This is a genomic window from Bradyrhizobium sp. CIAT3101 (assembly GCF_029714945.1).
GTDB lineage: Bacteria > Pseudomonadota > Alphaproteobacteria > Rhizobiales > Xanthobacteraceae > Bradyrhizobium.
Window position 1 is genome coordinate 4066555 of record NZ_CP121634.1, and the last position, 25007, is coordinate 4091561.

Annotated in this window: 24 protein-coding genes; 16 read left to right on the forward strand and 8 right to left on the reverse strand. The window is 64.9% G+C overall.

Annotated features, from left to right (window positions below):
* Positions 1-27 precede the first annotated feature (27 nt).
* Together QA645_RS19155 and QA645_RS19160 are read right to left on the reverse strand one after the other, a co-directional pair.
* Entirely contained in the window at positions 28-702 is a 675-nt protein-coding gene (locus QA645_RS19155; protein ID WP_283052229.1) for a uracil-DNA glycosylase, read from the reverse strand.
* Positions 683-1327: an NYN domain-containing protein gene (locus tag QA645_RS19160; protein ID WP_011087827.1), complete on the reverse strand. Its 645-nt coding sequence runs from the start codon at positions 1325-1327 to the stop codon at positions 683-685. Before QA645_RS19160 ends, QA645_RS19155 begins: the two co-directional genes overlap by 20 nt.
* A gap of 331 nt (positions 1328-1658) precedes the next feature.
* Here QA645_RS19160 and rpoZ point away from each other — a divergent pair, with 331 nt between their 5' ends.
* The 13 genes from rpoZ to QA645_RS19225 all read left to right on the forward strand — a co-directional run bounded on the left by rpoZ (position 1659) and on the right by QA645_RS19225 (position 16023).
* Positions 1659-2051, forward strand: coding sequence for a DNA-directed RNA polymerase subunit omega (gene rpoZ, locus QA645_RS19165; protein WP_014494742.1), 393 nt, complete (start codon positions 1659-1661; stop codon positions 2049-2051).
* 210 nt (positions 2052-2261) lie between these two features.
* Positions 2262-4553 carry a bifunctional (p)ppGpp synthetase/guanosine-3',5'-bis(diphosphate) 3'-pyrophosphohydrolase gene (locus QA645_RS19170; RefSeq protein WP_283052231.1) on the forward strand — a complete coding sequence of 764 codons (2292 nt, stop codon included), beginning with the start codon at positions 2262-2264 and terminating at the stop codon, positions 4551-4553.
* A 42-nt stretch (positions 4554-4595) separates the two neighbouring features.
* Positions 4596-5348: a pyridoxine 5'-phosphate synthase gene (locus tag QA645_RS19175; protein ID WP_283052233.1), complete on the forward strand. Its 753-nt coding sequence runs from the start codon at positions 4596-4598 to the stop codon at positions 5346-5348.
* On the forward strand, positions 5345-5764 hold the full coding sequence (gene acpS / locus QA645_RS19180; RefSeq protein WP_254131970.1) for a holo-ACP synthase: 420 nt from the start codon (positions 5345-5347) through the stop codon (positions 5762-5764). Before QA645_RS19175 ends, acpS begins: the two co-directional genes overlap by 4 nt.
* Positions 5765-6025: 261 nt before the next feature.
* Positions 6026-6790 carry a signal peptidase I gene (gene lepB / locus QA645_RS19185; RefSeq protein WP_254131969.1) on the forward strand — a complete coding sequence of 255 codons (765 nt, stop codon included), beginning with the start codon at positions 6026-6028 and terminating at the stop codon, positions 6788-6790.
* Positions 6787-7695: a ribonuclease III gene (gene rnc, locus QA645_RS19190; protein WP_254194044.1), complete on the forward strand. Its 909-nt coding sequence runs from the start codon at positions 6787-6789 to the stop codon at positions 7693-7695. Before lepB ends, rnc begins: the two co-directional genes overlap by 4 nt.
* Positions 7685-8611, forward strand: a complete 927-nt coding sequence (era, locus tag QA645_RS19195; RefSeq protein ID WP_254131967.1) for a GTPase Era — start codon at positions 7685-7687, stop codon at positions 8609-8611. Before rnc ends, era begins: the two co-directional genes overlap by 11 nt.
* A gap of 21 nt (positions 8612-8632) precedes the next feature.
* A complete protein-coding gene (locus QA645_RS19200; protein ID WP_283052237.1) occupies positions 8633-9013 on the forward strand; it encodes a hypothetical protein in 381 nt (126 codons plus the stop codon).
* A 139-nt stretch (positions 9014-9152) separates the two neighbouring features.
* Positions 9153-9905, forward strand: a complete 753-nt coding sequence (gene recO, locus QA645_RS19205) for a DNA repair protein RecO (protein WP_254131965.1) — start codon at positions 9153-9155, stop codon at positions 9903-9905.
* Positions 9906-10051: 146 nt separating this feature from the next.
* Positions 10052-10330 carry a hypothetical protein gene (locus tag QA645_RS19210; RefSeq protein WP_283052239.1) on the forward strand — a complete coding sequence of 93 codons (279 nt, stop codon included), beginning with the start codon at positions 10052-10054 and terminating at the stop codon, positions 10328-10330.
* A 59-nt stretch (positions 10331-10389) separates the two neighbouring features.
* Positions 10390-12648, forward strand: coding sequence for a DNA topoisomerase IV subunit A (gene parC / locus QA645_RS19215; RefSeq protein WP_254131963.1), 2259 nt, complete (start codon positions 10390-10392; stop codon positions 12646-12648).
* A gap of 275 nt (positions 12649-12923) precedes the next feature.
* On the forward strand, positions 12924-14474 hold the full coding sequence (locus tag QA645_RS19220) for an ABC transporter substrate-binding protein (protein WP_283052242.1): 1551 nt from the start codon (positions 12924-12926) through the stop codon (positions 14472-14474).
* 4 nt (positions 14475-14478) lie between these two features.
* A complete protein-coding gene (locus tag QA645_RS19225) occupies positions 14479-16023 on the forward strand; it encodes a GMC family oxidoreductase N-terminal domain-containing protein (protein ID WP_283052243.1) in 1545 nt (514 codons plus the stop codon).
* Positions 16024-16122: 99 nt separating this feature from the next.
* On the opposite strand, the gene QA645_RS43350 is transcribed toward QA645_RS19225, so the two are convergent.
* From QA645_RS43350 to QA645_RS19240, 3 genes are all read right to left on the reverse strand, one after another.
* Positions 16123-16515 (reverse strand): DUF3551 domain-containing protein, encoded by a 393-nt coding sequence (locus QA645_RS43350; protein WP_309143703.1) that lies wholly within the window; start codon positions 16513-16515, stop codon positions 16123-16125.
* A 136-nt stretch (positions 16516-16651) separates the two neighbouring features.
* Positions 16652-18037: a chromate efflux transporter gene (chrA, locus tag QA645_RS19235; protein WP_283053257.1), complete on the reverse strand. Its 1386-nt coding sequence runs from the start codon at positions 18035-18037 to the stop codon at positions 16652-16654.
* Complete coding sequence (locus tag QA645_RS19240; protein WP_283052245.1) at positions 18037-18855, reverse strand: chromate resistance protein ChrB domain-containing protein; 819 nt, start codon at positions 18853-18855, stop codon at positions 18037-18039. Before QA645_RS19240 ends, chrA begins: the two co-directional genes overlap by 1 nt.
* 250 nt (positions 18856-19105) lie before the next feature.
* On the opposite strand from QA645_RS19240, the gene QA645_RS19245 reads away from it, so the two are divergent.
* Complete coding sequence (locus QA645_RS19245; protein WP_283052248.1) at positions 19106-19930, forward strand: N-acyl homoserine lactonase family protein; 825 nt, start codon at positions 19106-19108, stop codon at positions 19928-19930.
* Positions 19931-20012: 82 nt separating this feature from the next.
* The gene (locus QA645_RS19250; RefSeq protein ID WP_283052250.1) at positions 20013-20891 is read left to right on the forward strand and encodes a DMT family transporter; all 879 of its coding nucleotides are present in this window, start codon (positions 20013-20015) and stop codon (positions 20889-20891) included.
* On the opposite strand, the gene QA645_RS19255 is transcribed toward QA645_RS19250, so the two are convergent.
* Both QA645_RS19255 and QA645_RS19260 read right to left on the reverse strand, forming a co-directional pair.
* Positions 20888-21079 (reverse strand): hypothetical protein, encoded by a 192-nt coding sequence (locus tag QA645_RS19255; RefSeq protein ID WP_254131956.1) that lies wholly within the window; start codon positions 21077-21079, stop codon positions 20888-20890. The genes QA645_RS19250 and QA645_RS19255 overlap by 4 nt on opposite strands.
* 32 nt (positions 21080-21111) lie before the next feature.
* Positions 21112-22269, reverse strand: coding sequence for an MFS transporter (locus QA645_RS19260; RefSeq protein ID WP_283052252.1), 1158 nt, complete (start codon positions 22267-22269; stop codon positions 21112-21114).
* 155 nt (positions 22270-22424) lie between these two features.
* Here QA645_RS19260 and QA645_RS19265 point away from each other — a divergent pair, with 155 nt between their 5' ends.
* Entirely contained in the window at positions 22425-23684 is a 1260-nt protein-coding gene (locus QA645_RS19265) for an adenylate/guanylate cyclase domain-containing protein (protein WP_254131954.1), read from the forward strand.
* 54 nt (positions 23685-23738) lie between these two features.
* Here QA645_RS19265 and QA645_RS19270 read toward each other — a convergent pair whose 3' ends face one another.
* Entirely contained in the window at positions 23739-24983 is a 1245-nt protein-coding gene (locus QA645_RS19270; protein ID WP_283052255.1) for an MFS transporter, read from the reverse strand.
* Between the last annotated feature and the right edge of the window lie 24 nt (positions 24984-25007).

Sequence of the window (25007 nt, forward strand, 5' to 3'; positions counted from 1 at the left end):
CCGGTGGCCACTTCGCTCGAAAACGCTCTAGTCGAGGTCGGCTCTTATCTTCGCGAACACGCTGCGGAACATGTCCGTCGTCAGCACGCCCGTGTTCGTGTTGTAGCGGGAGCAGTGATAGCTGTCGTAGAGCTTGAACCGGCCTGCCTGGTGCTCGGCGCCGTGGCCGAAGGGCGCTTGCGAGGCCTTCAGCTTCAGCGGCTTGAGCACAGTGTCGTGCGCAATGCGTCCGAGCGCCACGATCGCGCGCAAGTTCGGCATCGTCTCGAGGTTGGCGACGAGAAACGGGCGACAGGTGTTGATCTCGATCGGCAGCGGCTTGTTCTGTGGCGGAACGCAATGCACGGCATTGGCGATCCGGCAGTCGACAAGCTTCAGCCCGTCGTCGGGACGCGCCTGGTAGGTGCCCTTGGCGAAACCGTATTCGAGCAGCGTGGCGTAGAGCAGGTCGCCCGCATAATCGCCGGTGAACGGGCGGCCGGTGCGGTTGGCGCCCTGCATTCCCGGCGCAAGGCCGACGATCAACAGGCGTGCCTTGATATCGCCGAACGGCGGCACCGGCGCGTTGTGCCACAGCGGCTCGCGCGCGCGGTTCGCCTCGCGAAAGGCGACCAGGCGCGGACAGAGCGGGCAGTCACGGTCGGGAACGAGGGTGGGGGCCTGGCGGCTGGACCGGGCCGCCTCACTCCTCGAAGTCGTCATCGCCCCTCGGCGCCATCGTGGTCGCGCGCTGGAGGAACTGCGGGGCGTGGTGGCGTGCCTCGCGCTCGCCGCGGTCACGCGGGGCGGGGCGCTCGGACGGGTCGCGGCCAAGCTTGGACTGCAACTCGACGAGATCGGTGAAGACGTCGGCCTGGCGGCGCAGCTCGTCGGCGATCATCGGCGGCTGGCTGGCGATGGTGGAGACCACGGTCACCCGCACGCCGCGGCGCTGCACAGCTTCGACCAGCGAGCGGAAGTCGCCGTCGCCCGAGAACAGCACCATCTGGTCGATGTGCTCGGCGAGCTCCATGGCATCGACCGCGAGCTCGATGTCCATGTTGCCCTTGACCTTGCGGCGGCCGGAGGCGTCGATGAATTCCTTGGTCGCCTTGGTGACGACGGTGTAGCCGTTGTAGTCGAGCCAGTCGATCAGGGGACGGATCGAGGAATATTCCTGATCCTCGATGATCGCTGTGTAATAGAACGCCCGCAGCAGCGTCCCCCGGCTCTGAAATTCCTTCAGAAGGCGCTTGTAATCGATGTCGAAGCCTAGAGTTTTCGCCGTTGCGTAAAGATTGGCCCCGTCGATGAAGAGCGCGATCTTGTTGGTAGGGGAAGGTGACATTCAGTTTGCTCGCGTAGTGTGTTCGTGATTGATCGTTTTATTGTTGGCGCGACGGCAGCCTACCGCGCAGTTCAAAGTGCTGCCGAAACCCGTCGAAACCGCAAATCCGGAGAAGTCGGGGCAATCAAGGTATAGTTATGGCGGACTTTCCTACACCCGGCGCTGCCCTCAATGGCAACCCGGGAAACCACCCGTCCCAGCCCCAATGTGGAGGTATCAGAGGCGTTTGGCGAGGCCAAATCACAAATTTGCCTTGCGAAACCGCCTCGGCCCCTATAACTAGCCCCGATCATCCACATATTTCGTCCCACCCACAACGGAGCGACAGTCTATGGCTCGCGTCACCGTAGAAGATTGTATCGACAAGGTCGACAACCGGTTTGACCTGGTCCTGCTGGCCGCCCACCGTGCCCGCATGATTTCGTCCGGTTCACAACTAACGGTTGACCGCGATAACGACAAGAACCCTGTTGTATCTTTGCGCGAAATTGCCGACGAGACCATCTCGCCGGAGGATCTCCGCGAGGAGCTGGTGCACTCCCTCCAGAAGTTCGTCGAGGTGGACGAGCCCGAGCCGGATACGGTGCCGTTGATCGGTTCCGCCGGCGCCAGCGTCGATGCCGACGATACCGAAGTTGCTGTTGAGCGCATGACCGAAGAGGAGCTCCTGAAGGGCCTCGAAGGCCTCGCGCCGCCGGAAGAGCAGCCCGAGGAGGACGAGTAATCGTCTTACTCGCGATCGTCGACTTCTTGTGATCTTATCAAAGGCCCGAACCCGCGTTCGGGCCTTTGCTTTTGTTGGCGTTTTCGTGGTTACCATAGCGTTGCCGGTTTGCGCCGCGCGGCTGTCATCGAATTGATCGGCCGCGCCCGCGATCGGAGCTTAGGATGTATACAACGGGCCGTTTCGTGGTCCGTTTGAAGGCAGGACGGAATGGTGTATCGACGCCGCAGATCCACGCAGATGCAGGGCGCAACCGAATCGGTTGCCGTGGCCCCGACTGCGCCGGTGGCACGGCCAGCGAAGCCGCGCGCGCGGATGATGCGTCAATATGACCTCGTCGAACGCGTGCGATCCTACAATCCCAACACCGACGAAGACCTGCTGAACCGCGCCTATGTCTACGCCATGAAGGCGCACGGTTCGCAGACGCGTGCTTCGGGCGATCCGTATTTCTCACACCCGCTCGAAGTGGCGGCGATTCTCACCGACCTCAAGCTCGACGACGCCACCATCGTCGCCGCGCTTCTGCACGACACGATCGAGGACACCGAAGCGACGCGGGCGGAGATCGACCAGCTGTTCGGCCCCGAGATCGGCGCGCTGGTCGAGGGCCTGACTAAGCTGAAGCGGCTCGAGCTGGTGTCGCGCGAGGCGAAGCAGGCCGAGAACCTGCGCAAATTGTTGCTGGCCATTGCCGACGATGTTCGCGTGCTCCTGGTCAAGCTCGCCGACCGCCTGCACAACATGCGCACGCTCGACTTCGTGCCGACCGAATCGCGCCGGCGCATTGCCGAGGAGACGCTCGACATCTATGCGCCGTTGGCCGGACGCATGGGCATGCAGCAGATGCGCGAGGAGCTCGAGGATCTGTCCTTCCGCACCCTCGATCCTGATGCTTATTCGGTGGTGATGCAGCGGCTCGACGCGCTCGCCGAACGCAATCGCAATCTGATCGGCGAGATCGAGGCGCAGCTTTCCAACAATCTGCGCCACAAGGGCCTTGGTGCGCGGGTCTATGGCCGCAGCAAGAAGCCGTTTTCGATCTGGACCAAGATGGAGCGCAAATCGGTCGGCTTCGAGCAGCTGTCCGACATTTTCGGCTTCCGTGTCGTCGTCAACGACATCGAGGCCTGCTATCGCGCGCTCGGCATCGTCCACACCACCTGGCCGGTCGTGCCGGGGCGTTTCAAGGACTACATCTCGACGCCGAAGCAGAACGACTACCGCTCGATCCACACCACCGTGATCGGCCCCGGCAACCAGCGCGTCGAGCTCCAGATCCGCACCGAGGCGATGGACCAGATCGCCGAGCGTGGCATCGCCGCGCACGTCTTCTACAAGGAAGGCGTAGGCTCGCCGACCGAGTTCCTCAAGCGCGAATCCACCGCGTTCGCCTGGCTGCGCCATACCATCGGCATCCTCTCGGAGAGCGCCAACCCCGAAGAATTCCTCGAGCACACCAAGCTCGAGCTGTTCCACGACCAGGTGTTCTGCTTCACTCCGAAGGGCAAGCTGATCGCGCTGCCGCGCCACGCCAATGTGATCGACTTCGCCTATGCCGTGCATACCGACGTCGGCAACAGCGCGGTCGGCTGCAAGATCAACGGCCAGTTCGCGCCGCTGTCGTCCGAGCTCCAGAACGGCGATGAGGTCGAGGTGCTGACCTCGGAAGCGCAGTCGGCGCCGCCCTCGGCCTGGGAGACGCTCGCGGTCACCGGCAAGGCGCGCGCTGCGATCCGCCGTGCCACCCGCACCGCCGTGCGCGATCAATATGTCGGCCTCGGCCGGCGCATCGTCGAGCGCCTGTTCGAGCGCGCCAAGATCGAATATGCCGACGACAAGCTCAAGGGCGCGCTGCCGCGGCTGGCGCGCACCTCGATCGAGGACGTCATGGCGGCGGTCGGCCGGGGCGAGATCAAGGCGTCCCACGTCGCGCGCGCGATGTATCCCGACTACAAGGAGGAGCGCGTTGCGCGCTACGGCGTCAAGAAGGGGCAGGGGCTTGCCGCCAAGCTCAAGGAGAAGGCGCTGGAGCCGTCGCGCAGCCCGGTTGCGATCCCCATTGGCGGAAACAATTCCGACCTGCCGGTGAAGTTCGCGCCGAACGGCGGCGCCGTGCCCGGCGATCGCATCGTCGGCATCGTCACGCCGGGCGAGGGGATCACGATCTATCCGATCCAGTCGCCGGCGCTGAAGGATTTCGAGGAGGAGCCGGAGCGCTGGCTCGACGCCCGCTGGGACATCGAGGATTCCGCCCCGCAACGCTTCCCGGCGCGCATCAAGGTCGAGAACGTTAACGAACCCGGCGCGCTGGCGCAGATCGCGACCGTGATCGCCGAGCACGACGGCAATATCGACAATATCAGCATGCAGCGCCGCTCGCCCGACTTCACGGAGACGACGATCGATCTCGAAGTCTACGATCTCAAGCATTTGAGCGCGATCCTGGCCCAGCTGCGCGCCAAGGCGGTCGTCGCCCGTGTCGAACGTGTTAATGGATAGGCCTCTGTCGTCGCCTGTTCCTCCGATCTCGTGAGTCCTGAAATGCCCGCACCTCCGCTCCGCCTCGGCGTCAATATCGACCATGTCGCGACCGTCCGTAACGCACGCGGCGGCCGCCATCCTGATCCGGTCCGCGCGGCGCTGCTTGCGATCGAGGCCGGCGCCGACGGCATCACCGCGCATCTGCGCGAAGACCGCCGCCATATCCGCGACGAGGACATGGCGCGGCTGAAGGCGGAGATCTCCAAGCCGCTGAATTTCGAGATGGCGGCGACCGACGACATGATGCGCATCTCGCTCGCCACAAAGCCGCATGCGGTGTGTCTGGTGCCGGAGCGGCGCCAGGAGGTGACGACCGAAGGCGGGTTGGACGTTGTCGGCCAGCACAATGCGCTTGCGCCCTATATCGCGCGGCTCAACGATGCCGGCATCCGCGTCTCGCTGTTCATCGCTGCGGACCCCGCGCAAATCGCGATGGCGGCGCGGCTGCGCGCGCCCGTGATCGAGATCCACACCGGCGCCTGGTGCGACGCCGTGGTCGACGGCCACGCCGACAAGGCCGAGGCCGAATGGCGGCGGATCGTGGCGGGCGTGAAGGTCGCCAAGGACGCCGGGCTCGAGGTCCATGCCGGCCACGGGTTGGACTACGCGACCGCCGAGACGATTGCCGCACTGCCTGAAATCATGGAGCTCAACATCGGCTACTACATGATCGGCGAGGCGGTCTTCGTTGGTCTCGGCGAGACGGTGCGCAAGATGCGCGCGGCGATGGATGTCGGACGGAGCCGGGCATGATCATCGGCATCGGCTCAGACCTCATCGACATCACACGCGTCGGCAAGGTGATGGAGCGCCACGGCGAGCGCTTCCTCGACCGCATCTTCACCGCGGCAGAGCGGGCCAAGGCGGAGCGGCGGGCCAAGAACGAGAAGATGGTGGTGGCGACCTACGCCAAGCGCTTTGCCGCCAAGGAAGCCTGCTCCAAGGCGCTCGGCACCGGCATCAGGCAGGGCGTCTGGTGGCGCGACATGGGGGTGGTGAACCTGCCCGGGGGCCGGCCGTCGATGCGCCTGACCGGCGGGGCGCTGGCCCGGCTCCAGGCCCTGACGCCGGAGGGATTCGAGGCCCAGATCGATCTGTCGATCACCGACGACTGGCCGTTGGCGCAGGCCTTCGTGATCATTTCCGCCGTGCCGCTGGCCAAGCCCTGACCGATTCCTCGGGGGTGGGGTGGCGATTTTATAATTCGTGTTGAAATTCAACGTCTTACGGGTTTTTGATGCGATCCTTGATTGCGTGGCCTGCGGCAACCGTCTAAAAGTCCGCGGACGCAAATCAGGCTGGGCGAATTCGGCTTTACGCCGGAATTGGCCCTCACTATCAGAATCAGGACAATCTCCTTGGACCGCGAACCGGTGGGCCGTTCGTGGGAGGAGGGCGTTCTGTGATCGCCGGCCGGAATTGAGAGAGCAATGAGCGTGACTTCGGGAACGAAAACTGAAAGCGGCGTCGGCGAAACGATCCGGGTCGTAATCCATGCTCTCCTGATCGCGCTGGTGATCCGCACCTTCCTGTTCCAGCCATTCAACATCCCGTCCGGCTCGATGAAGGCCACGCTGCTGGTCGGCGATTACCTGTTCGTCTCGAAATATTCCTACGGCTACAGCCACTACTCGATCCCGTTCTCGCCGCCGCTGTTCTCGGGACGGATCTGGGGCTCGGATCCGAACCGCGGCGACATCGTCGTGTTCCGTCTGCCGAAGGACGACACCACCGATTACATCAAGCGCGTGATCGGCTTGCCCGGCGACCACATCCAGATGAAGGACGGTCTGCTCTACATCAACGACACCCCGGTCGAGCGCCAGCGCATGAGCGAGTATGTCGGCGAGGATCCCTGCGGCTCCGAAGGCGGCGGCATCTCGCGCGTGAAGCGCTGGAAGGAGACGCTGCCGAACGGTGTCTCCTACGAGACGCTCGATTGCGCCGACAACGGCTACATGGACAACACCAACGTCTACACCGTGCCGCCCGGCCATTTCTTCATGATGGGCGACAACCGCGACAACTCCACCGATAGCCGTTTCCTCGGTCAGGTCGGCTACGTGCCGCAGGAGAATTTGATCGGCCGCGCCCAGATGATCTTCTTCTCGATCGCCGAAGGCGAGCATGCCTGGATGTTCTGGCGCTGGCCCTGGGCGGTGCGCTGGAATCGGTTCTTCAAAATCGTCCGATGAAAGACGAAGCCAAGGACATCGCGACCCAACCAATCGAGGCGCAAGCCGCTCCTGAGGGCGAAGCTGCAACAAAGACGCTTGCGACCAAGACGCCTGATACCAAGACTGCTGAAACCAAATCTGCTGAAGCCAAATCTGCTGAAACCAAGACGCCTGCGAAGAAGCGGACGCGAAGCAGCAAGGCCAAGGACAAGGCCAAGGCGGCAGCCGACGCGAACGCGGCGCTCGAGGCGCGCATCGGCCACAGCTTCGCCGATCCGAACCTGCTGATGCAGGCGATCACGCACGTCTCGGCGCTGAAGTCCGGACGCAAGCGCGGCGATAGCTATCAGCGGCTGGAGTTCCTCGGCGACCACGTGCTCGGGCTCGTCGTCTCCGACATGCTCTATCATGCCTTCCCGAATGCCGATGAGGGCGAGTTGTCCAAGCGGCTTGCCGAGCTCGTGCGCAAGGAAAGCTGCGCCGACGTCGCCAAGTCGCTCGGTCTGCTCGACGACATCAAGCTCGGTTCGGTCGGCTCCAGCGCCGATGCGCGCCTGCGCAAGTCCATCCTCGGCGACATCTGCGAAGCCGTGATCGGAGCGATCTTCCTCGACGGCGGCCATGCTGCGGCGGACGAGTTCGTCAAACGCAACTGGACCGAGCGCATGCACAAGCCGCGGCGGCCGCTGCGCGATCCCAAGACCGTGTTGCAGGAATGGGCGCAGGGGAAGGGGCTGCCGACGCCTGTCTATCGCGAGGTCGAGCGCACCGGCCCGCACCACGATCCGCAGTTCCGCGTAGCCGTCGACCTGCCAGGGCTCGCGCCGGCCGAAGGCATCGGCGGCAGCAAACGCGCGGCGGAGAAGGTGGCTGCTTCGGTGATGATTGAACGTGAAGGTGTTGGCGGCGGCAATGACGGCTGAAACAAGCGGCGAGACGCCTGCCACGACGCGCTGCGGTTTTGTCGCGCTGATCGGCGCGCCCAACGTCGGCAAATCCACGCTGGTCAATGCGCTGGTCGGGGCCAAGGTCACGATCGTATCGCGCAAGGTGCAGACCACGCGCGCGCTGATCCGCGGCATCGTGATCGAGAACAACGCGCAGATCATCCTGGTCGACACGCCCGGCATCTTCCTGCCCAAGCGCAGGCTCGACCGCGCCATGGTCTCGACCGCCTGGAGCGGGGCGCATGACGCCGACCTCGTCTGCGTGCTGCTCGATGCCAAAAGCGGTATCGACGAGGAGGCGGAGGCGATCCTCACCAAGGTCGCGAGCGTCAATCACGACAAGATTCTGGTGATCAACAAGGTCGACCTGGTCCAGCGCGAGAAGCTGTTGGCGCTGGCGCAGGCCGCCAACGAGCGCATGCCCTTCACCAAGACCTTCATGGTCTCGGCGATCTCGGGCGATGGTGTCGACGACATTCGCAGCACGCTTGCCGAGATGGTGGCGCCGGGTCCGTTCCTCTATCCCGAGGACCAGATGTCGGATGCGCCGATGCGACATCTGGCGGCCGAGATCACCCGCGAAAAGATCTATCGCAAGCTGCACCAGGAGTTGCCCTACCAGTCCACGGTCGAGACCGACAAGTGGGAGGAGCGCAAGGACAAGTCGGTGCGCATCGAGCAGACGATCTTCGTGGAGCGCGAAAGCCAGCGCAAGATCGTGCTCGGCAAGGGCGGCGCCAGCATCAAGTCAATCGGCGCAGACTCGCGCAAGGAGCTCGCCGAGATCCTCGGCGTGCCGGTGCACCTGTTCCTGTTCGTCAAGGTGCGTGAGAACTGGGGTGACGATCCCGATCGCTACCGCGAGATGGGCCTGGAATTTCCCAAGGAATAAGCAAGAAAAGATCGGTATTTGATGAGCGTGCCTACGAACGTCCGGCGCTTCGAAGCGTTGCTCTATGCATCGCTGATGCTGGATGCAGTGTCGGTGGCGGTGCAGGACCGCACGCCCACCATCGAGATGACCGACCAGATGATCATGACGGCAACGCTGCTCGCCGGCGGGATGATCCTGCTGCTGGTCTATTTCGTCTGGCTGGCTGCCCGTTGGCGCAAGAACTGGCCGCGCTGGGTGCTGGCGGCTGCGCTGGTTCTGTCCGTGATCTCGCTCGGTCAGATCATCGGCGAAAAGGGCCTCGAGCTCGACAGTGTCATCGAGATCGTCTCCTGCGTGTTGACGATGTTCGGGCTGTACTTCTCGTTCACCGGCGACGCGCAGGGCTGGTTCAACGCCTGAGGCTGGGTGCGATGCCGTAGGGAGGCAAAGGCGCGCCCTTGCGCGCCGTGTCCGCCATCATCGCATTGTCGATCAAAATCGTGGGCACGCCTCGCTTTGCCCACCCTACGGCACCTCGAAATCCGCTAGACTTCACCCCATGGAATGGACCGACGAAGGCATCGTGCTGGGCGTGCGGCGGCATGGCGAGAGTAGCGCCATCGTCGAACTGCTGACGCGCCAGCACGGCCGGCATCTCGGTCTCGTGCGCGGCGGTGCCAGCTCGCGGCTGCGGCCGCTGCTTCAACCCGGCAACAGCGTCAGCGCAGTGTGGCGGGCGCGGCTCGACGAGCATCTCGGCACCTACGCGATCGAGGGATTGAAGCTGCGGGCGGCGACGCTGCTGGGCTCGTCCCATGGCGTCTATGGCGTCACCCATCTGGCCTCGATTGCACGGCTTCTTCCCGAACGGGATCCGCACGAGGAGATCTTCTCGCTGCTCGAGCATTCGCTCGACGATTTCGACGACATCGGCAGCGCTGCCGTGCACCTCATTCATTTCGAGCTGGCGATGCTCTCCGAGCTCGGCTTCGGGCTGGCGCTCGAAAACTGCGCGGTGACGGGGGAGACGACAGATCTGATCTACGTATCGCCCAAATCCGGCGGCGCGGTGTCGCGCGGCGCGGGCGAGCCGTGGCGCGATCGGTTGTTGCGGCTGCCGCCATTCCTGCGCCATGGCGAAGCCGCGAGCGACCTCACCGACGAGGATCTCCAGGACGGCTTTCGGCTGACCGGCCTGTTCCTGCTGCGCCATGTGTTGGAGCCGCGGGGGCAGGTCCATTCCGATGCGCGCGCCGGGTTCATCAATGCCCTGACGCGGCAGCAGGCCAGGGCGGCGCTTCCTGCACCCTAAAAGATTTCTGCACCCAAAAAAGGCAACAAGACCAGCATCATGAGCTGATCGCGCCGCAGCATCGCCAGAAAAATATGAAGTTCCCCCGGGAACCAAGTCCGACTGGCTGCGTTGGCCGGGCTGGTTCCACAACGGGGACAGCCCAAATGTTGATCAGGGGTTTTGCGCTGACCGCGGCGCTGCTTGCTTTTGCGCCTGACGCAATGGCCGGCGAGCCGCAACCTGGCGTGTTTCGCCGGGCCTCCTGCACGGTCGTCCGGTACTATGTGGCGAAATATTCCGCTGCGGCCGCAGAGACATGGGCACGATCCCACGGTGCCACCGAAGCCGAAATCGAGGCCGCCCGCCGCTGTGTCGCCAATATGCCGGCGACGGCCCCGACCAAGGTCCAGCCAACCATAACGGCCGGGTGGGGAGGGCAGTAGCAGCCCTCGGGGAACAATCCATCCTTGCCCGATTCGCTTCCACGGTTTAACCGGGCGGCATGGGAAAACGAATCGTTCCTCCGGAAGAACCGGCTGAAATTCATGAGGTGCCGCTGCGTGACGCGCTGGAAGAGCGCTATCTCGCGTATGCGCTCTCCACCATCATGCATCGCGCGCTGCCCGACGCGCGCGACGGCCTGAAGCCGGTCCACCGGCGCATCCTCTACGGCATGCGCCTGCTCAGACTCGATCCCGGCACGGCCTTCAAGAAGTCCGCCAAGATAGTCGGTGACGTGATGGGCTCGTTCCATCCGCATGGCGATCAGGCGATCTACGACGCCATGGTGCGTCTCGCGCAGGATTTCTCCTCGCGCTATCCGCTGGTCGACGGCCAGGGCAATTTCGGCAATATCGACGGCGATAATCCGGCCGCCTACCGCTACACCGAAGCGCGCATGACCGATGTCGCGCGGCTTCTGCTCGAGGGCATCGACGAGGACGGCGTCGAGTTCCGCGCCAATTACGACGGCCAGTCGAAAGAGCCGGTCGTGCTGCCCGGCGGCTTCCCGAACCTGCTCGCCAATGGTGCGCAGGGCATCGCGGTCGGCATGGCGACCTCGATCCCGCCGCACAACGCCGCCGAACTCTGTGACGCCGCGCTGCATCTGATCGAGAAGCCCGACGCGAAGTCCAAGGCGCTGATGAAGTGGGTCAAGGGACCCGATTTCCCGACCGGCGGCATCTGCGTCGATTCCAAGCAGGCCATCGCTGAAGCCTACACGACCGGCCGTGGCTCGTTCCGAGTCCGCGCCAGGTGGTCGCACGAAGAGGGCGCACGCGGCACCTGGGTCGTCGTCGTCACCGAGATTCCCTTCCTGGTGCAGAAGTCGCGGCTGATCGAGAAGGTCGCCGAGCTGCTGGACCAGAAGAAGCTGCCGCTGGTCGGCGACATCAGGGACGAGTCGGCCGAAGACGTCCGTATCGTGATCGAGCCGAAGTCGAAGAACGTCGACCCGGCCCTGATGATGGAATCGCTGTTCCGGCTCACCGAGCTCGAAAACAAGATTCCGCTGAACCTCAACGTGTTGATCAAGGGCCGCATCCCCAAGGTGGTGGGGCTCGCGGAGTGCCTGCGCGAGTGGCTCGACCATCTGCGCGATGTCTTGATCCGGCGGACCAACTTCCGCAAGGCGCAGATCGAGCACCGGCTGGAAGTCCTCGGCGGCCTGCTGGTTGCCTATCTGAATCTCGACGAGGTGATCAGGATCATCCGGACCGAGGATGAGCCAAAGCCGGCCTTGATGAAGGCGTTCAAGCTCACCGAGGTGCAGGCCGAAGCCATCCTCAACATGCGCCTGCGCTCCTTGCGCAAGCTCGAAGAGATGGAGATCCGCACCGAGGACAAGAACCTCCGCGCCGAGCTCAAGGGCATCAACGCGGTGCTCGCCTCGGAACCCGAGCAGTGGAAGAAGGTCGGCGAGCAGGTCGGCAAGGTCCGCGACATGTTCGGACCGAAGACGCCGCTCGGCAAGCGCCGTACCACTTTCGCCGACGCACCCGAGCACGATCTCGCCGCGATGGAGGAAGCCCTCGTCGAGCGCGAGCCGGTGACGGTGGTCGTCTCCGACAAGGGCTGGATCCGCACCATGAAGGGCCATGTCGAGGATCTCTCGGGGCTGGCCTTCAAGCAGGACGACAAGCTCGGCTTCGCGTTCTTCGCGGAGACGACCTCGAAGCTCTTGTTGTTCGCCACCAACGGCAAGTTTTACTCGCTCGATGTCGCGAAGCTCCCGGGCGGTCGCGGTCATGGTGAGCCGATCCGCCTGTTCATCGAACTCGAACAGGAAGCGGCGCCCGTTGCTCTGTTCGTCAACAAGGGTGGTCGCAAATTCCTGGTCGCAAGCAGTGAAGGCCAGGGCTTTGTCGTCAACGAGGACGACTGCGTCGGCACCACCAAGAAGGGCAAGCAGATCCTCAACGTCGACATGCCGAACGAGGCGCGCACGGTGACCGAGGTGCTCGGCGACACCGTTGCTGTCATTGGCGACAATCGCAAGATGCTGATCTTCCCGCTCGACCAGGTGCCGGAGATGGCGCGCGGCCGCGGCGTGCGCCTGCAGAAGTACAAGGACGGCGGTCTGTCGGACGTAGCCGTCTTCGAGGCCAAGGCTGGCCTCACCTGGAAGGACTCCGCCGGTCGCGAATTCTCCGCGACAATGAAGGAGCTTGCCGAGTGGCAAGGCACCCGCGCCGACGCCGGCCGCCTGCCGCCGAAGGGTTTCCCGAAGTCGAACAAGTTCGGCAAGGTGATCGAGTAGGGGTAGGCTCTCGCCGCAGATGACAATGTGGAGCGGTGCGCTACCTCCACATCGTCGTTGCGAGCGCAGCGAAGCAATCCAGAATCTTTCCGCGGCGGCAGACTGGATTGCTTCGCTGCGCTCGCAATGACGGGATGCGAGAGCGTCGCGCTCCAACTCAAAGTGCGCATCTCCGCAAACGCGTGGCAGATAGCCACGAGCGCATACGTGTGGGCACGAACATTGCTTTTTCCTGGTGACTGCAAACGTGTCAGTCAAAAGGCAAAAAGAAACCAATGTTCAAACTGAAGTCCTTCATTCCGGCGCTGTTCGGCATGGCACTCGTTGCGGCGCCCGTGCACGCCGCAGGAAATCTCGTCGCGGTGCTTGAAGCGGAGATCGTCACGCTCGATCCGCATTTCTCCACGGCCTATATTTCGCGCACCTTCGGCTACATGGTGTTCGACACGCTGTTCGCGAAGGACTCCAAGGGCGACGTCAAGCCGCAGATGGTGCAGGACTGGAAGGTCTCCGCGGACGGCTTGACTTATACATTCACGCTGCGTGACGGCCTGAAATGGCATGACGGCCAACCAGTCACCGCGGCCGATTGCGTCGCGTCGCTGCGCCGCTGGGGCACCCGCAGCGCGCTCGGCCGCCGCATTTTTGCGATCTCGGCTTCGCTGGAGCCGACGGATGCAAAAACCTTCGTGCTGACGCTGAAGGAGCCATCCGGGCTCGTCATCGACGCGCTCGGCAATCCCGTCAGCCCCGTCGCCTTCATGATGCCCGAGCGCATCGCGAAAACGCCCGGCGATCAGCGCATCACCGAGATCATCGGCTCCGGCCCGTTTGTCTACAGCAAGGCCGATCACCGTACCGGCGACCGCATGATCCTGAAGAAATTCGCCGACTACGTGCCGCGCCCTGAGCCCGCCGATTTCCTGGCCGGCGGCAAGCGCGTCAACATCGACACGCTCGAGATCCGCGTTATTCCGGATGGCTCGACGGCGGCGTCCGCGCTGCAAGCCGGCGAAATCGACTTCATGCAATATGCGCCGTTCGATCTGCTCCCTCAGCTCGAGAAGAACTCACGCGTGAAGGTCGTCAATTTCACCGGCGGCAACATGTTCGCGGGCGCCTATCGCCTCAATGCCGCATCAAAACCGTTCGACGATCCCGCGATCCGGCGCGTGCTGTGGAAGCTGGTTGATCAGCGCGAGGTGCTCGACGCGCTCGGGCTCGATGCCAAATACGCCATGCCTTGTGCGACGTTCTTCACTTGCGGCACCGCCTATGAGAGCAAGGCCGGCATTGAGGCTGCGGCAAATCCCTCGATCGAAGCGGCGAAGGTGGCGCTGAAGGCGACGAAATATGCCGGCGAGCCGGTGGTCGTGATGGAGGCCAACGATCTCGAGGCCCCGCGCGTGTCGGCGCAGGTGTTGGCCGAGCGGCTGAAGGCGGCGGGCTTCAACGTCGATCTCCAGGTGATGGATTGGGCGAGCGTGCTGGCGCGCCGTGCCAAGAAGGAAGGCTGGAGCGTCTACGGCGTTCACGCCGGCGGTTTTGACCTCGGCTCGCCGCTGACCAACGTCATGGTCGCCTTCAACTGCGTCGACTTCACCGGCTGGCAGTGCGATCCACGCATCACGCCGCTGATGGAAGCCTTTGCGAAAGCGCCTGCCGAAGCGGATCGCAAGGCAGTTGCCGGCGAGATCCAGAGCGTCATGTACGATCAGGCGCCCGCGATTCCGTGGGGCCAGTTCGCGCAGCCCGCCGCCTATCGCGCCACTCTGCGCGGTCTGATACCGTCCGCCATCCCGGTGTTCTGGAACGTTGAGAAGTAACGCGATGTACGATGTCATTGTTGTCGGCGGCGGCTCGGCTGGCGCCGCCGTGGCCGCGAGGCTCTCCGAGGATCCCGCACGTCGCGTGCTGCTGTTAGAGGCGGGCCTCGATTGGCGCGCTGACGAAGCGCCCTGGGAGGTGAGGACGCCAAACCCGATCCCGATCATTCACAAGCGCGAGTATCAGGAGAAATGGCAGTGGCCTGATCTCCTGACGCGCCGTGTGGCGGGGCAGGAGCCGCGCTTCTACTGGCGCGGCAAGGGGCTCGGCGGCTCGTCGATGATGAACGGCCAGATCGCCATTCGCGGCGTCGCGGATGCATTCGACGAATGGGCCGCCAATGGCTGCACCGGCTGGTCGGCCAGGGAGGTGATGCCGCTCTTCTCGGTGATCGAGGACGATCTCGAATTTGGCGATGCCGCAGGTCACGGCCGCGGCGGACCGTTGCCGGTCTATCGCGCGCCGCCGGAAAAATGGGGCCCGATCGATCGTGGCTTGCGCGATGCGGCGCTGGCAAGCGGCTATCCCTGGTGCGCCGATCTCAACGGCCCTGACGGTGAGGGCGTCGCCTGCTATCCCATCAACAGCCGCGACAGCCGCCGCATCACCACCAATGAGGGCTATCTGGAGCCTGCGCGCGGCCGCGCCAATCTGGAGATCCGGGGCAAGACGCTGGTCGATCGCGTTCTGATCAGCGACGGCCGTGCGACGGGTCTGCGCGTTCACACCGAGGGGCAGGGCACCAGCGACATCAGCGCGCGCCAGATCGTGCTTTGCGCCGGTGCTATCCACAGCCCGGCGATCCTGCTGCGCTCGGGCATTGGGCCGGCCGACGAGCTGAAGGCGATGGGGATCGCGGTCGCGCGCGACCTGCCGGTGGGCCGCCACTTCTTCGATCATCCGCTGTTCCGCGCGACGATCCAGCTGCAGCAAAACCTGCGGCCCGCCGATCCCGACACCCGCCACACCAATTGCTGCGTGACCTATTCGTCCGGTCTCGCCGATGGCGGCAAGCGCGACATGATCCTGATCGCGTTCAACCATCGCGGCATCGGCGTGCCCGGCGCGATCGGTGCCGGGCTGTTCAACGCCTATTCGCGCGGCACGCTCAAGCTCGCCTCCACCGATCCGTCCGTCGATCCCATCGTCGAGGAGAACATGCTTGCCGATCCCCGCGACATGCAGCGCATGTTGGATGCGGTGAAACGGCTGGCCGTGATCACCTCCCAGCCCGCACTTGCCGGTATCGCCGATTGGATCAGGCTGGCCGACACCGATCTGACGCTGCCGCAGGCGGCGGCGCTGCCGGATCATGAACTCGACGCGCTTTTGCGCCGCGAAACCGGCGACATCCAGCACGCCGCCGGCAGTTGCCGCATGACCGGCGTCAACGATGCCGATGGTGTGGTCAATCCTGATGGCACCGTGAAGGGCATCTCGGGCCTGCGCGTCGCCGATGCCTCGATCATGCCGTCCGACTGCCGTGCCAACACCCACTTCACGACGGTGGTGATTGGCGAGGCGATCGCTCGGATGATGATGCGGTAGCTCTGCGGGGGGCATACCCGCTCGGAATGACGGACGTTTCGAGACAGTGCCCCCCAGCCCAGATGACATGCGCGCGCGAACACGGTCGGCCCGTCATCTTCACATGTATTGTCTCACGCTTTGGAGAAATCGCTCTTTCTCGCCCGGTGCGTAACCTTGGGAAGCTCCATAATAGGGTTCATTGTATTGATTGTACGGCGCAGCCCGGGAGTGGATCGGCGGCCTGGGCGGCGCGTATGTTTGGCGGGAATTGCGCCGATTGCTCCCTCTGGCCTTCGTACCAACGTAATACGGGTTGAGGACGCACATCTGACCGTTAGCCGACGCTCTGCATTGGTCCATCGTCGTATAGCTGCATCTGTAGTACGGGCTGGTTCCGAAAGAGACGACGTTCAGGCAAACGGGAAATGCCGGATCATATCTTTGAGCCCGGGCGTGCCCCGCTGTCAGGGCGATACCCACTGTCAAAATTGTCAAAGCCAATTTGCGCATTGTGGCTTCCTCCACGTTGGCCCAACACACCGGTGGCACTCCGACCGTCGGCAGTACTGATCCAAGTCAATGCTCACGGAGTTCCGCGACTGTCCTGCTCGACAGGCGTTGCAGCACGGCCTCCAGCCTCGACGCCCTAGATCACCCCCACCAGCCGCAACGCCACGCCGGCGGCGCAGCTGCCGGCGAGCACCGTCAGCATCCCGAGCTTGAACCGGAAGATCGCGGTCGCAGCCGCAATCGACAGCACGAGCGCGGGAATATCGACGCTCGTCAGCACGGGCCTGTCGAAATCCAGTGGGAAGGCATGCACCGGCACGGTCTCGCGGAACAGGGTGTGCAGCGCGAACCAGATCGAGAGGTTGAGGATCACGCCGACGACGGCGGCGGTGATCGCGCTGAGGGCCCCGGCCAACCCCGTGTTGCCGCGCAGCCGCTCGATATAGGGGCCACCGACGAAGATCCAGAGGAAGCAGGGCGTGAAGGTGACCCAGGTCGCAAGCAGGCCGCCGAGCATGGCCGCCAGCATCGGCGACAGGCCGCTCGGGTCGCGATAGGCGGCCATGAAGCCGACGAACTGGAGCACCATGATGAGAGGGCCCGGCGTGGTCTCGGCCATGCCGAGCCCGTCGAGCATCTCGTGCGGCTTCAGCCAGTGATAATGCTCGACCGCCTGCTGGGCGACATAGGCCAGCACCGCGTAGGCGCCACCAAAGGTGACGAGCGCCATCTTGGTGAAGAACAGCGCGATCTGGCTGAACACGCTGGCTTGGCCCAGAACCGCAAGCAGCGCGATCACCGGCACGAGCCAAAGCGAAAGCCACAGGGCCGCGGTCCGGATCGCGCGCGGCGTGTTGGGGCGGACATGCTCGGGCACGGCTTCGCCGAGCATGCTGTCGATCACGGCACCGCTGTCGCCATGGCCGTGACCGGGAGGCGCAAATTCCGGCCGGCCGGCGCGGGCGCCGGCATAGCCGATCACGCCGGCGGCAATGATGATGATCGGGAAGGGGACCGCGAAGAAGAAGATTGCGACAAAGGCGATTGCGGCCAGCGCGATCATGATGCGGTTCTTCAGCGCCCGCTTGCCGACGCGGACAACGGCCTCGATGACGATGGCGAGCACCGCGGCCTTCAGTCCGAAGAACAGCGCCTCGACGAAGCTGACATTGCCATAGGCCGCATAGATGTAGCTCAGGCCCATGATGGCGATGATGCCGGGCAGGACGAACAGCCCGCCCGCCATCAGCCCGCCGGCGGTGCGATGCATCAGCCAGCCGACATAGGTCGCGAGCTGCTGCGCCTCCGGTCCCGGCAGCAGCATGCAGTAATTCAGCGCATGCAGGAAACGTCCCTCGGAGATCCAGTTCTTCTCCTCGACCAGGATGCGGTGCATCACCGCGATCTGGCCCGCCGGCCCGCCGAAGCTGAGGCAGGCGACGCGGAGCCAGACGCGAAAGGCTTCACCGAAGCTGACGCCGTGACCGGCATCAGCTTCTGCTTGGGCGTTACGGATATCCATCACGCCTTCACCTTGTTGGTCGGCCAATTGTGGGTCTCGCCCGTGGCGTCGCGGCACCAGCGGTAGAAGGAATCGTAGAGCAGCATGCCGGCCTCGAGCTGTTCGAGGTCGTCATCGTACATCCGCGACAGCCCGAGAGACGCGGCGAGCAGGCCGGGCGCTTCCGGTGCGAGATCCGGCCGCGCGGTGTCGGCGCCGCGCACCAGCGTGGCCAGCCGCAGCAACGCCGGCGTCGCAACGCCGAACTCCTCGATCATGACGTCGAAGGTGCAGAGCTCGCCGCGGTGGCTCCAGAACACGTTCTCGATGTCGAAGGGCGCGGCACTGAACCGCTCGCCGACGGCGACCACTTCGGACGGCGCCACATACAGAAACACCGCGTTGGGATCGACGAAGCGGCGGATCAGCCAGGGGCAGGCGATGCGGTCGACCTTGGGCCGCGCCCGCGTGACCCAGACGGTGCGTCCCTTGGTATCGCGCGGGGGGAGCTTGCGGGTGTCGAGCAACGGCAGCTTCGCTTCCTTCCAGCCCTCGAAGCCGCCGTCGAGAGTCTCGGCCTCCACGCCGAGCTGCCTGAGCCAGGCTGCGGTGCCCTGTGCGAGCTTGCCGCCGCGCAGACAGGAAACGATGGCGGAACGGCCGGCAAATGCGCCGCCCCATTCCGCAACGGTCTCGTGGCTGAACCTGACAGAGCCGGGGATCAGTCGCCGGTCGGCGGCAAAATCCTCCTCCGTCCGGACATCGATCAGAGCAGGGGCATTGGCCGTGCCGATCAGGCGCGCCAATTTGTCGGATGATATGGTCGTGAACGTTGACATGATGCGTCCTCGCATAAAGCAAACGGGACGCGATACTTGGGCATGTCGCCTCGTGGGGAGATCGCTCAAATCCCCATGGCGCTGATTACAACGAAACTCCGCGACACTGTCAATCGCTGGTTTCATCCGCATTGAACGTTAGAAAGATATGCTGTGGCCGCCTATAGTCCTCAGTGGAAGCGGAATTCTGCGGCGGAAGCGGGGTTGATCCTCGGTCGCAGCAAGTCGGCGCTGCAGGGAAGGATCAAGGATGACACGCAAGATCACGCTCGCTCTCGCCGTCGCGGCATTCGCGCTGTCCGCCCAGGCTGCGTTCGCGCAAAAGCCGGGCGTCGAGAAACTCTACATCATGAATTGCGGGGAGGGGGTTGCCGGCGACATCGGGCGCTGGTCGCCCGGGGTGAACGAAGGCCAGTCGATGGATTTCGTCGACACCTGCTATCTCATCAAGCACAGCCAGGGTTGGTTCCTGTGGGATACCGGCATCCCCGACGCGGTTGCGGCGATGCCTAACGGGCTTGCGCCGGCCGATCCGAAGGCCGTGACCTGGAAGCGGCCGAAGACGCTCGCCGCCCAGCTGGAGCAGATCGGCGTCAAGCCCGCCGACATCAAGGCCATGGGCGTCTCGCATACGCATCCCGATCACATCGGCAATGTCGAGATGTTTCCACAGGCAACCCTCTACGTGCAGAAGGCCGAATATGACTGGCCCGGCGCGAACAACGAACCGCGCTTCAAGCCGTCGCATCCGGTCGAGCTGCTTAGCGGCGACAAGGACGTGTTCGGCGATGGCAGCATCACCATCCTCTCGACGCCCGGTCACACGCCGGGGCACCAGTCGCTGCTGGTGAAATTGCCGAAGACCGGAGCGGTCGTGCTTTCCGGTGACGCCGCCCACTTCAAGAGCAATTGGGAGAACCGGCGCGTTCCCGTCAACAATGTCAGCAAGGACCAGTCGGTCGCCTCGATGCAGAAGATTGCCGACACGCTGACCAAGGAGAAGGGGCAGCTCTGGATCAACCACGACAAGGCCCAGCGCGACAGCCAGAAGATGTCGCCGGAGTTTTATGACTAGCTTCGCCGGCGCCCTGTTGCCACCATGATGGCAGCAGGGCTGTGCTAGGCGCCTCCAAAAAGCTCCCGATCAGGAGGCGGCTGTGGGGGAATGGCTCGGGGTCGCGATCGCTCTGGCGTCGAGCAGCATCGGCGGCACCGCTGCTGCGATCACCCGTTACCTCGTCGTCGGCGCCGATCCGGTCCTGCTGGCGATCCTGCGCTGGGGGATCGGTTTCATGTGTCTGCTGCCGTGCGCGCTGCTGCTGCGCGTCCGCTGGCCGCAGCGGCCGGACTGGCCGGCCGTGATGGCGCTCGGCATCTGCTTCTTTGGCCTGTTCTTCATCCTCTACAACATCGCTGTGTCCTACACGACCGCCGCCCGCGCCAGTCTCGCGCTGGCGACGCTGCCGCTCCACACCATGGTGGTCGGAGCGATCCTTGGCGTGGAGCGGCTGACGGCGCGAAAGATCGTCGGCGTCGGCATTGCCGTGCTCGGTGTTGCCGCGGCGTTGGCCGTGGGCCTGGCACAAAGCCCGCCCGGTTCCTGGCGCGGCGAGCTGATCATGACCGGTGCGGTGTTCTGCATGGCCTTCTACAACGTGCTGTCACGGCCGCTGATGCAGCGCTCCAGCGCGCTCGGGTTTCTGACGGTCGGCATGGGCGCGGGCGCTGCGGTGCTGGTGCTCGTGGGTCTTGCGAAGGGCAGCTTTGCCGCGCTCGACCATTTCACGATGGCGCAATGGATTGCCGGGATCTATCTCGGCGCCGGCGGCGGCGCGCTCGCCTTCATCCTCTGGGTGATGGCGCTGGCGCGCGCGACGCCAACCCGCGTTGCCAATACGATGACGGTCAATCCGATCGCGGCAACCTTGCTGGCGGCACTGCTGATCGGCGAGCCGATCACGCCAAATCTGCTGATCGGGCTGGTTGCCGTGTTCGCCGGCATCGGGATCGCGACGAGCCAGCCGAAGCCGGCCTAGCTTTTCGGCGCGGTGACCGGCGGCGGGCTCGTATCCGGCGTCTTCTTCGGCTTCAGCGTTCCGGCATAGAACGAGACCAACCACACCAGCAGGATGGCGAGGAGATAGACGCCCCAGGCCTGCGGTGGCGTCATGGCCCAGCGCAGGAGGCCTTTGAAGGTACGGGGCGGGGTTTTGTCGTCGGTCATGGCTGCGCTTGTGCGCGAAAGCGACCGCACGGTCAATCGGCCCGCTTCTCGGCGCGGATCAGGAACAGCGCGGCCAGCGCTGACAGGCTGAGGGCGGACGAGACCATCAGCACCTTGGCGCCCATGACGTCGATCAGCAGCCCGAAGGCCAGCGGCGCCACCGCCTGCGCCATTCGCGCCGGCGCGCCGATGATACCGAGGCGATAGCCGAAATCTTTCGGGCCGAAGATCGCGAGCGGCAGCGTTCCGCGGGCGATTGTCAAAATGCCATTGCCGGAGCCGTGCAGCAGCGCAAAGGCGCTCGCGGCGGGCGCGCCGAAGATGGCGACGACGGCCGCTCCGATCGGGTGGGTGAGGCAGGCGAGCCGCGTCGACCACAGCGGATGGAAGCGGCTGAGAACGCTGGCTTCGAGAATGCGCGCGATCACCTGCGCCGGGCCGATCAGCGCGCCGGCCGCGATCGCCTCGACATGGGTCGCGCCCGTTGCCTCGAGGATGCGCGGGAAATGTACGGCCATGGCGCCGGTGACGGTCCAGACCGCCGCAAAGACGAAGGCGAGCAGGATCATGGTCCGGTCGAGCGGGACGTGCGGTTTCTCCGCCGTTGCCGCGGCCTGCTTCGCCCCCTTGATCGCCGGCAGCATGAAGAAGTTGAGCGGCAGGCCGATCAGGATATTGGCGGCAGCCCAGGCGAAACAGGTGTCGCGCCAGCCGATATGGGCGAGCCCCCAGGCGGTGAGGGGCCAGCCGACGGTTGAGGCAAAGCCCGCCATCAGCGTGATGCCGGTGATCGAGCCGCGTGCCTCCGTGCCGTAGATGCGGCCGAGCGCGGCGAAAGCAGCATCGTAGAGCCCCATCGCCATGCCGGTGCCGAGTACGAGCCAGGCAAACGCCATCACCGCGACCGATTGCGAGAAACCAAGCAGCACGAGGCCTGCAGCGATCGTCAGGTTCGAGGCCGACAGCACCTGCCGCCCGCCGACGAGGTCGATCTGCCGGCCGATGCGCGGCCCCAGCATCGCCGAGATCACCAGCGAGGCCGAGAACGCGCCGAAGATCCAGTTGGTGGAGATGCCGAGGTCGTGCGCCATCGGGTCGGCGATCAGGGCCGGCAAATAATAGCTGGAGGCCCAGGCCAGGGTCTGCGTCGTGCCGAGCGCCAGGATGATCGGAAGCTGGCGCTGGCTCATAGTCCAGTGTTTCTGGTCGACGGTGTCATTGGTTGCATTTGCGGCCCGAGGCGCGCGCGCGTCAACAGCGTCCGCGACATATTCGACCCGCGGCGGGTGGGAGCCTAGGTTGTGCGCGGCCTTTCGCTCGTCACGAATGCACGCCATAATGGCGTATGCAACTCACCTCCCGCCTTGCGCTGATGAACTGGCTGACCGGTCAGGGCCTCACCGGCCTTCCCGAGAACGAGCTGCTGCGCGGCTTTTGCGAGCGCTGCCGCGCCGAAGGGCTGGAACTCTCGCGCGGGCTCGTCGTCATCGACACGCTGCATCCGATCTATGAGGGCCGCGGCTTCCTTTGGAACGACAGGGCCAGCAACGAGAGGGACGTGTTCGAATACGGCTCGACCGCCGAGGGCGACGCCGCCAAGAACTGGCGCCGTTCGGTGTTCTTCCACATGCTCGAGCACGGCCACGACGAGATGGTGATCGATCTGGCTGATGCGCCCTCGATGGACTTCTCGCAGATCGGCGATCTCGCCGAGAAGGGCCATAAGCACTATCTCGCCTTCGTGCATCGCTTCGGCGAGAACGGCGCGCTTGGGCTGATGGACTGCCTCTATTCCTGCTGGACCACGCGGCGCGATGAAGGCTTCTCCGAGCCGGAACTCGTCGCGTTGCGCGATCTCGTGCCGGTGCTGGGGCTTGCGATCAAATCGGCGCAGCAGGTCGACATCGCGCGCACGCTCGGGCGCGTCTATCTCGGCCGCGGCGCCTCCGAACAGGTGCTGGGCGGACGGATCTCGCGCGGCGTCACCGAACGCATCAACGCCGTGCTCTGGTATTCGGATTTGCGCGGCTCGACCGGGATCAGCGAGAGCATCGGCCCCGACGAGATCATCCCGTTCCTCAACGATTATGCGCAGGCCGTGATCGACGCGATCCACGAGGCCGGCGGTGACGTGCTGAAGCTGATTGGCGACGGCGTGCTCGCGATGTTCACCGGCGAGGACATGGCCCATGCCCGCCGCGCTGCGCTGCGCGCCGAGCACCTGTTTCGCCAGAACGTCGCGGCGCTGAACGTGCGGCGCGAGGCCGACGGCCGTCCGACCACGTCCGCCTATATCGGCCTGCATGTCGGCGAGGTCTTCTACGGCAATATCGGCAGCGAGGACCGGCTCGATTTCACCGTGGTGGGGCCGACGGTCAACGAGGTCAGCCGCATCGCCTCGATGAGCCGCTCGGTCGATCGCGAGCTGCTGGCGTCAGCCGAGTTTTACAAGGGCCTGGATGCCGCCGGCCGCCGCTATCTCGTCTCCACCGGCCGCTACGCGCTGCGCGGCATCGGCCGCGCGCAGGACCTCTACACGCTCGATCCCGAGGTCGACGCGAGCGAACCGGTGACGGGCAGCTACGAACGGTATCTGGCGAATTAGGCCGGCTATCTCCACAACGTCGTCCTGGCTTTCGCCAGGACGACGCAAGAGGAGCTAGCACCGCGCCGCCACCTCGTCCCCCACCATGGCCGGCTGCCGATCCAGCGCGACCGCAGGCGAGAGCCAAATGATCAGCGCTTGCACGCCGAACACGGCGGCCGCGAGATAGAGGCACGCTTCCGCGCTGTAGAGGCCGCCGACGATGGCGCCTAGCGCCGAGCCGAGCGGGCGGGCGCCGTAGCTCATGATGTTGATGGCGGAGACACGGCCCAACAGGCGCGGCGGCGTCACCGACTGGCGCAAGGTCGTGGTCGAGATCACCCACAGGATCGGCCCGACGCCGAGCAGGAAGAAGCTGAGACCCGCGAGCCACGGCGAGGGCACCAGCACCGTCAGCGCCATCACGACGGCGGCGACGAAGCCGGTGACCGGGCCGAGGCCGACCACGGTGCCGAACGCGATGCGCTTCATCACGCGCGTGGCGAACAGCGCACCGATCACCATGCCGACGCCGTACATCGTCAGCACGGTGCCGACACCGGCAGCGCTCAGGCCGAGATGACGCACCGCGTACGGCACGAACACCGCGATCTGCAAGAACCAGCCGGTGTTGAAAATGAACTGCGTGATGAACACCGGCCGCAGCAGCGCATGGTGAAACACGAAGGCCGCGCCTTCGCGGATATCCTGGAACGGGTGGCGGCGCGGCACGGGCGCACGCGCTGGCTCATAGATGCCGGAGAGTAGCACGACGGCGATGGCCGAGAGCGCCGCGGCAAAGCCAAAGGCGAGGCTTGCGCCCCACCAGCCGACCAGCGCGCCGCCGAGCGCAGGCCCGCTTGCGAAGGCAATGGTGCGCGCGAGCTCGATGCGGGCATTCGCAGCCGGCAACAGCTCCGCGCTCACCAGCGAGGGCACCAGCGCCGGCGCGGCCACGCTGTAGACGACGGTGCCGCAGACGGCGGCAAAGCCGAGCAGCGCCAGCAGCGACAGATTGAGCGCGCCGAGCACGAGCAGCAGCACGATGGTCGCGAGCGCCACCGCACGCAGCGCCTCGGCCCCCGCCATCAACGAGCGGCGGGAGATGCGGTCGGCGAGCAGGCCAGCCGGAATGGCGAACAGGACGAAGGGCAGAGTGAGAGCGGTCTGGAGCAGGCCGGTCTGGCCCTCCGCCACGCCCAGCGTCAGCACGGCGACGATGGGCGCTGCGGCCAGCGCGATCTGTTCGGCCGACTGCGCCGCGAGGTTGGACCAGGCAAGGCGGTTGAAGGTTTCGGGGAGACGGGGCGGATTTGACATGGCTCATTTCCTGCAAAGTCGGAT

What these genes read in the sequence shown, in the direction of transcription:
- rpoZ (WP_014494742.1), top strand. Translation starts at nt 1,659, where the DNA reads ATGGCTCGCGTCACCGTAGAAGATTGTATCGACAAGGTCGACAACCGG.
- parC (WP_254131963.1), top strand. Translation starts at nt 10,390, where the DNA reads ATGGGAAAACGAATCGTTCCTCCGGAAGAACCGGCTGAAATTCATGAG.
- lepB (WP_254131969.1), top strand. Translation starts at nt 6,026, where the DNA reads ATGAGCGTGACTTCGGGAACGAAAACTGAAAGCGGCGTCGGCGAAACG.
- QA645_RS19245 (WP_283052248.1), top strand. Translation starts at nt 19,106, where the DNA reads ATGACACGCAAGATCACGCTCGCTCTCGCCGTCGCGGCATTCGCGCTG.
- QA645_RS19210 (WP_283052239.1), top strand. Translation starts at nt 10,052, where the DNA reads ATGTTGATCAGGGGTTTTGCGCTGACCGCGGCGCTGCTTGCTTTTGCG.
- QA645_RS19265 (WP_254131954.1), top strand. Translation starts at nt 22,425, where the DNA reads ATGCAACTCACCTCCCGCCTTGCGCTGATGAACTGGCTGACCGGTCAG.
- acpS (WP_254131970.1), top strand. Translation starts at nt 5,345, where the DNA reads ATGATCATCGGCATCGGCTCAGACCTCATCGACATCACACGCGTCGGC.
- QA645_RS19175 (WP_283052233.1), top strand. Translation starts at nt 4,596, where the DNA reads ATGCCCGCACCTCCGCTCCGCCTCGGCGTCAATATCGACCATGTCGCG.
- QA645_RS19240 (WP_283052245.1), bottom strand. Translation starts at nt 18,855, where the DNA reads ATGTCAACGTTCACGACCATATCATCCGACAAATTGGCGCGCCTGATC.
- QA645_RS19260 (WP_283052252.1), bottom strand. Translation starts at nt 22,269, where the DNA reads ATGAGCCAGCGCCAGCTTCCGATCATCCTGGCGCTCGGCACGACGCAG.
- QA645_RS19270 (WP_283052255.1), bottom strand. Translation starts at nt 24,983, where the DNA reads ATGTCAAATCCGCCCCGTCTCCCCGAAACCTTCAACCGCCTTGCCTGG.
- QA645_RS19155 (WP_283052229.1), bottom strand. Translation starts at nt 702, where the DNA reads ATGACGACTTCGAGGAGTGAGGCGGCCCGGTCCAGCCGCCAGGCCCCC.
- rnc (WP_254194044.1), top strand. Translation starts at nt 6,787, where the DNA reads ATGAAAGACGAAGCCAAGGACATCGCGACCCAACCAATCGAGGCGCAA.
- chrA (WP_283053257.1), bottom strand. Translation starts at nt 18,037, where the DNA reads ATGGATATCCGTAACGCCCAAGCAGAAGCTGATGCCGGTCACGGCGTC.
- QA645_RS19160 (WP_011087827.1), bottom strand. Translation starts at nt 1,327, where the DNA reads ATGTCACCTTCCCCTACCAACAAGATCGCGCTCTTCATCGACGGGGCC.
- QA645_RS19170 (WP_283052231.1), top strand. Translation starts at nt 2,262, where the DNA reads ATGGTGTATCGACGCCGCAGATCCACGCAGATGCAGGGCGCAACCGAA.
- QA645_RS19220 (WP_283052242.1), top strand. Translation starts at nt 12,924, where the DNA reads ATGTTCAAACTGAAGTCCTTCATTCCGGCGCTGTTCGGCATGGCACTC.
- QA645_RS43350 (WP_309143703.1), bottom strand. Translation starts at nt 16,515, where the DNA reads ATGCGCAAATTGGCTTTGACAATTTTGACAGTGGGTATCGCCCTGACA.
- QA645_RS19200 (WP_283052237.1), top strand. Translation starts at nt 8,633, where the DNA reads ATGAGCGTGCCTACGAACGTCCGGCGCTTCGAAGCGTTGCTCTATGCA.
- era (WP_254131967.1), top strand. Translation starts at nt 7,685, where the DNA reads ATGACGGCTGAAACAAGCGGCGAGACGCCTGCCACGACGCGCTGCGGT.
- QA645_RS19225 (WP_283052243.1), top strand. Translation starts at nt 14,479, where the DNA reads ATGTACGATGTCATTGTTGTCGGCGGCGGCTCGGCTGGCGCCGCCGTG.
- recO (WP_254131965.1), top strand. Translation starts at nt 9,153, where the DNA reads ATGGAATGGACCGACGAAGGCATCGTGCTGGGCGTGCGGCGGCATGGC.
- QA645_RS19255 (WP_254131956.1), bottom strand. Translation starts at nt 21,079, where the DNA reads ATGACCGACGACAAAACCCCGCCCCGTACCTTCAAAGGCCTCCTGCGC.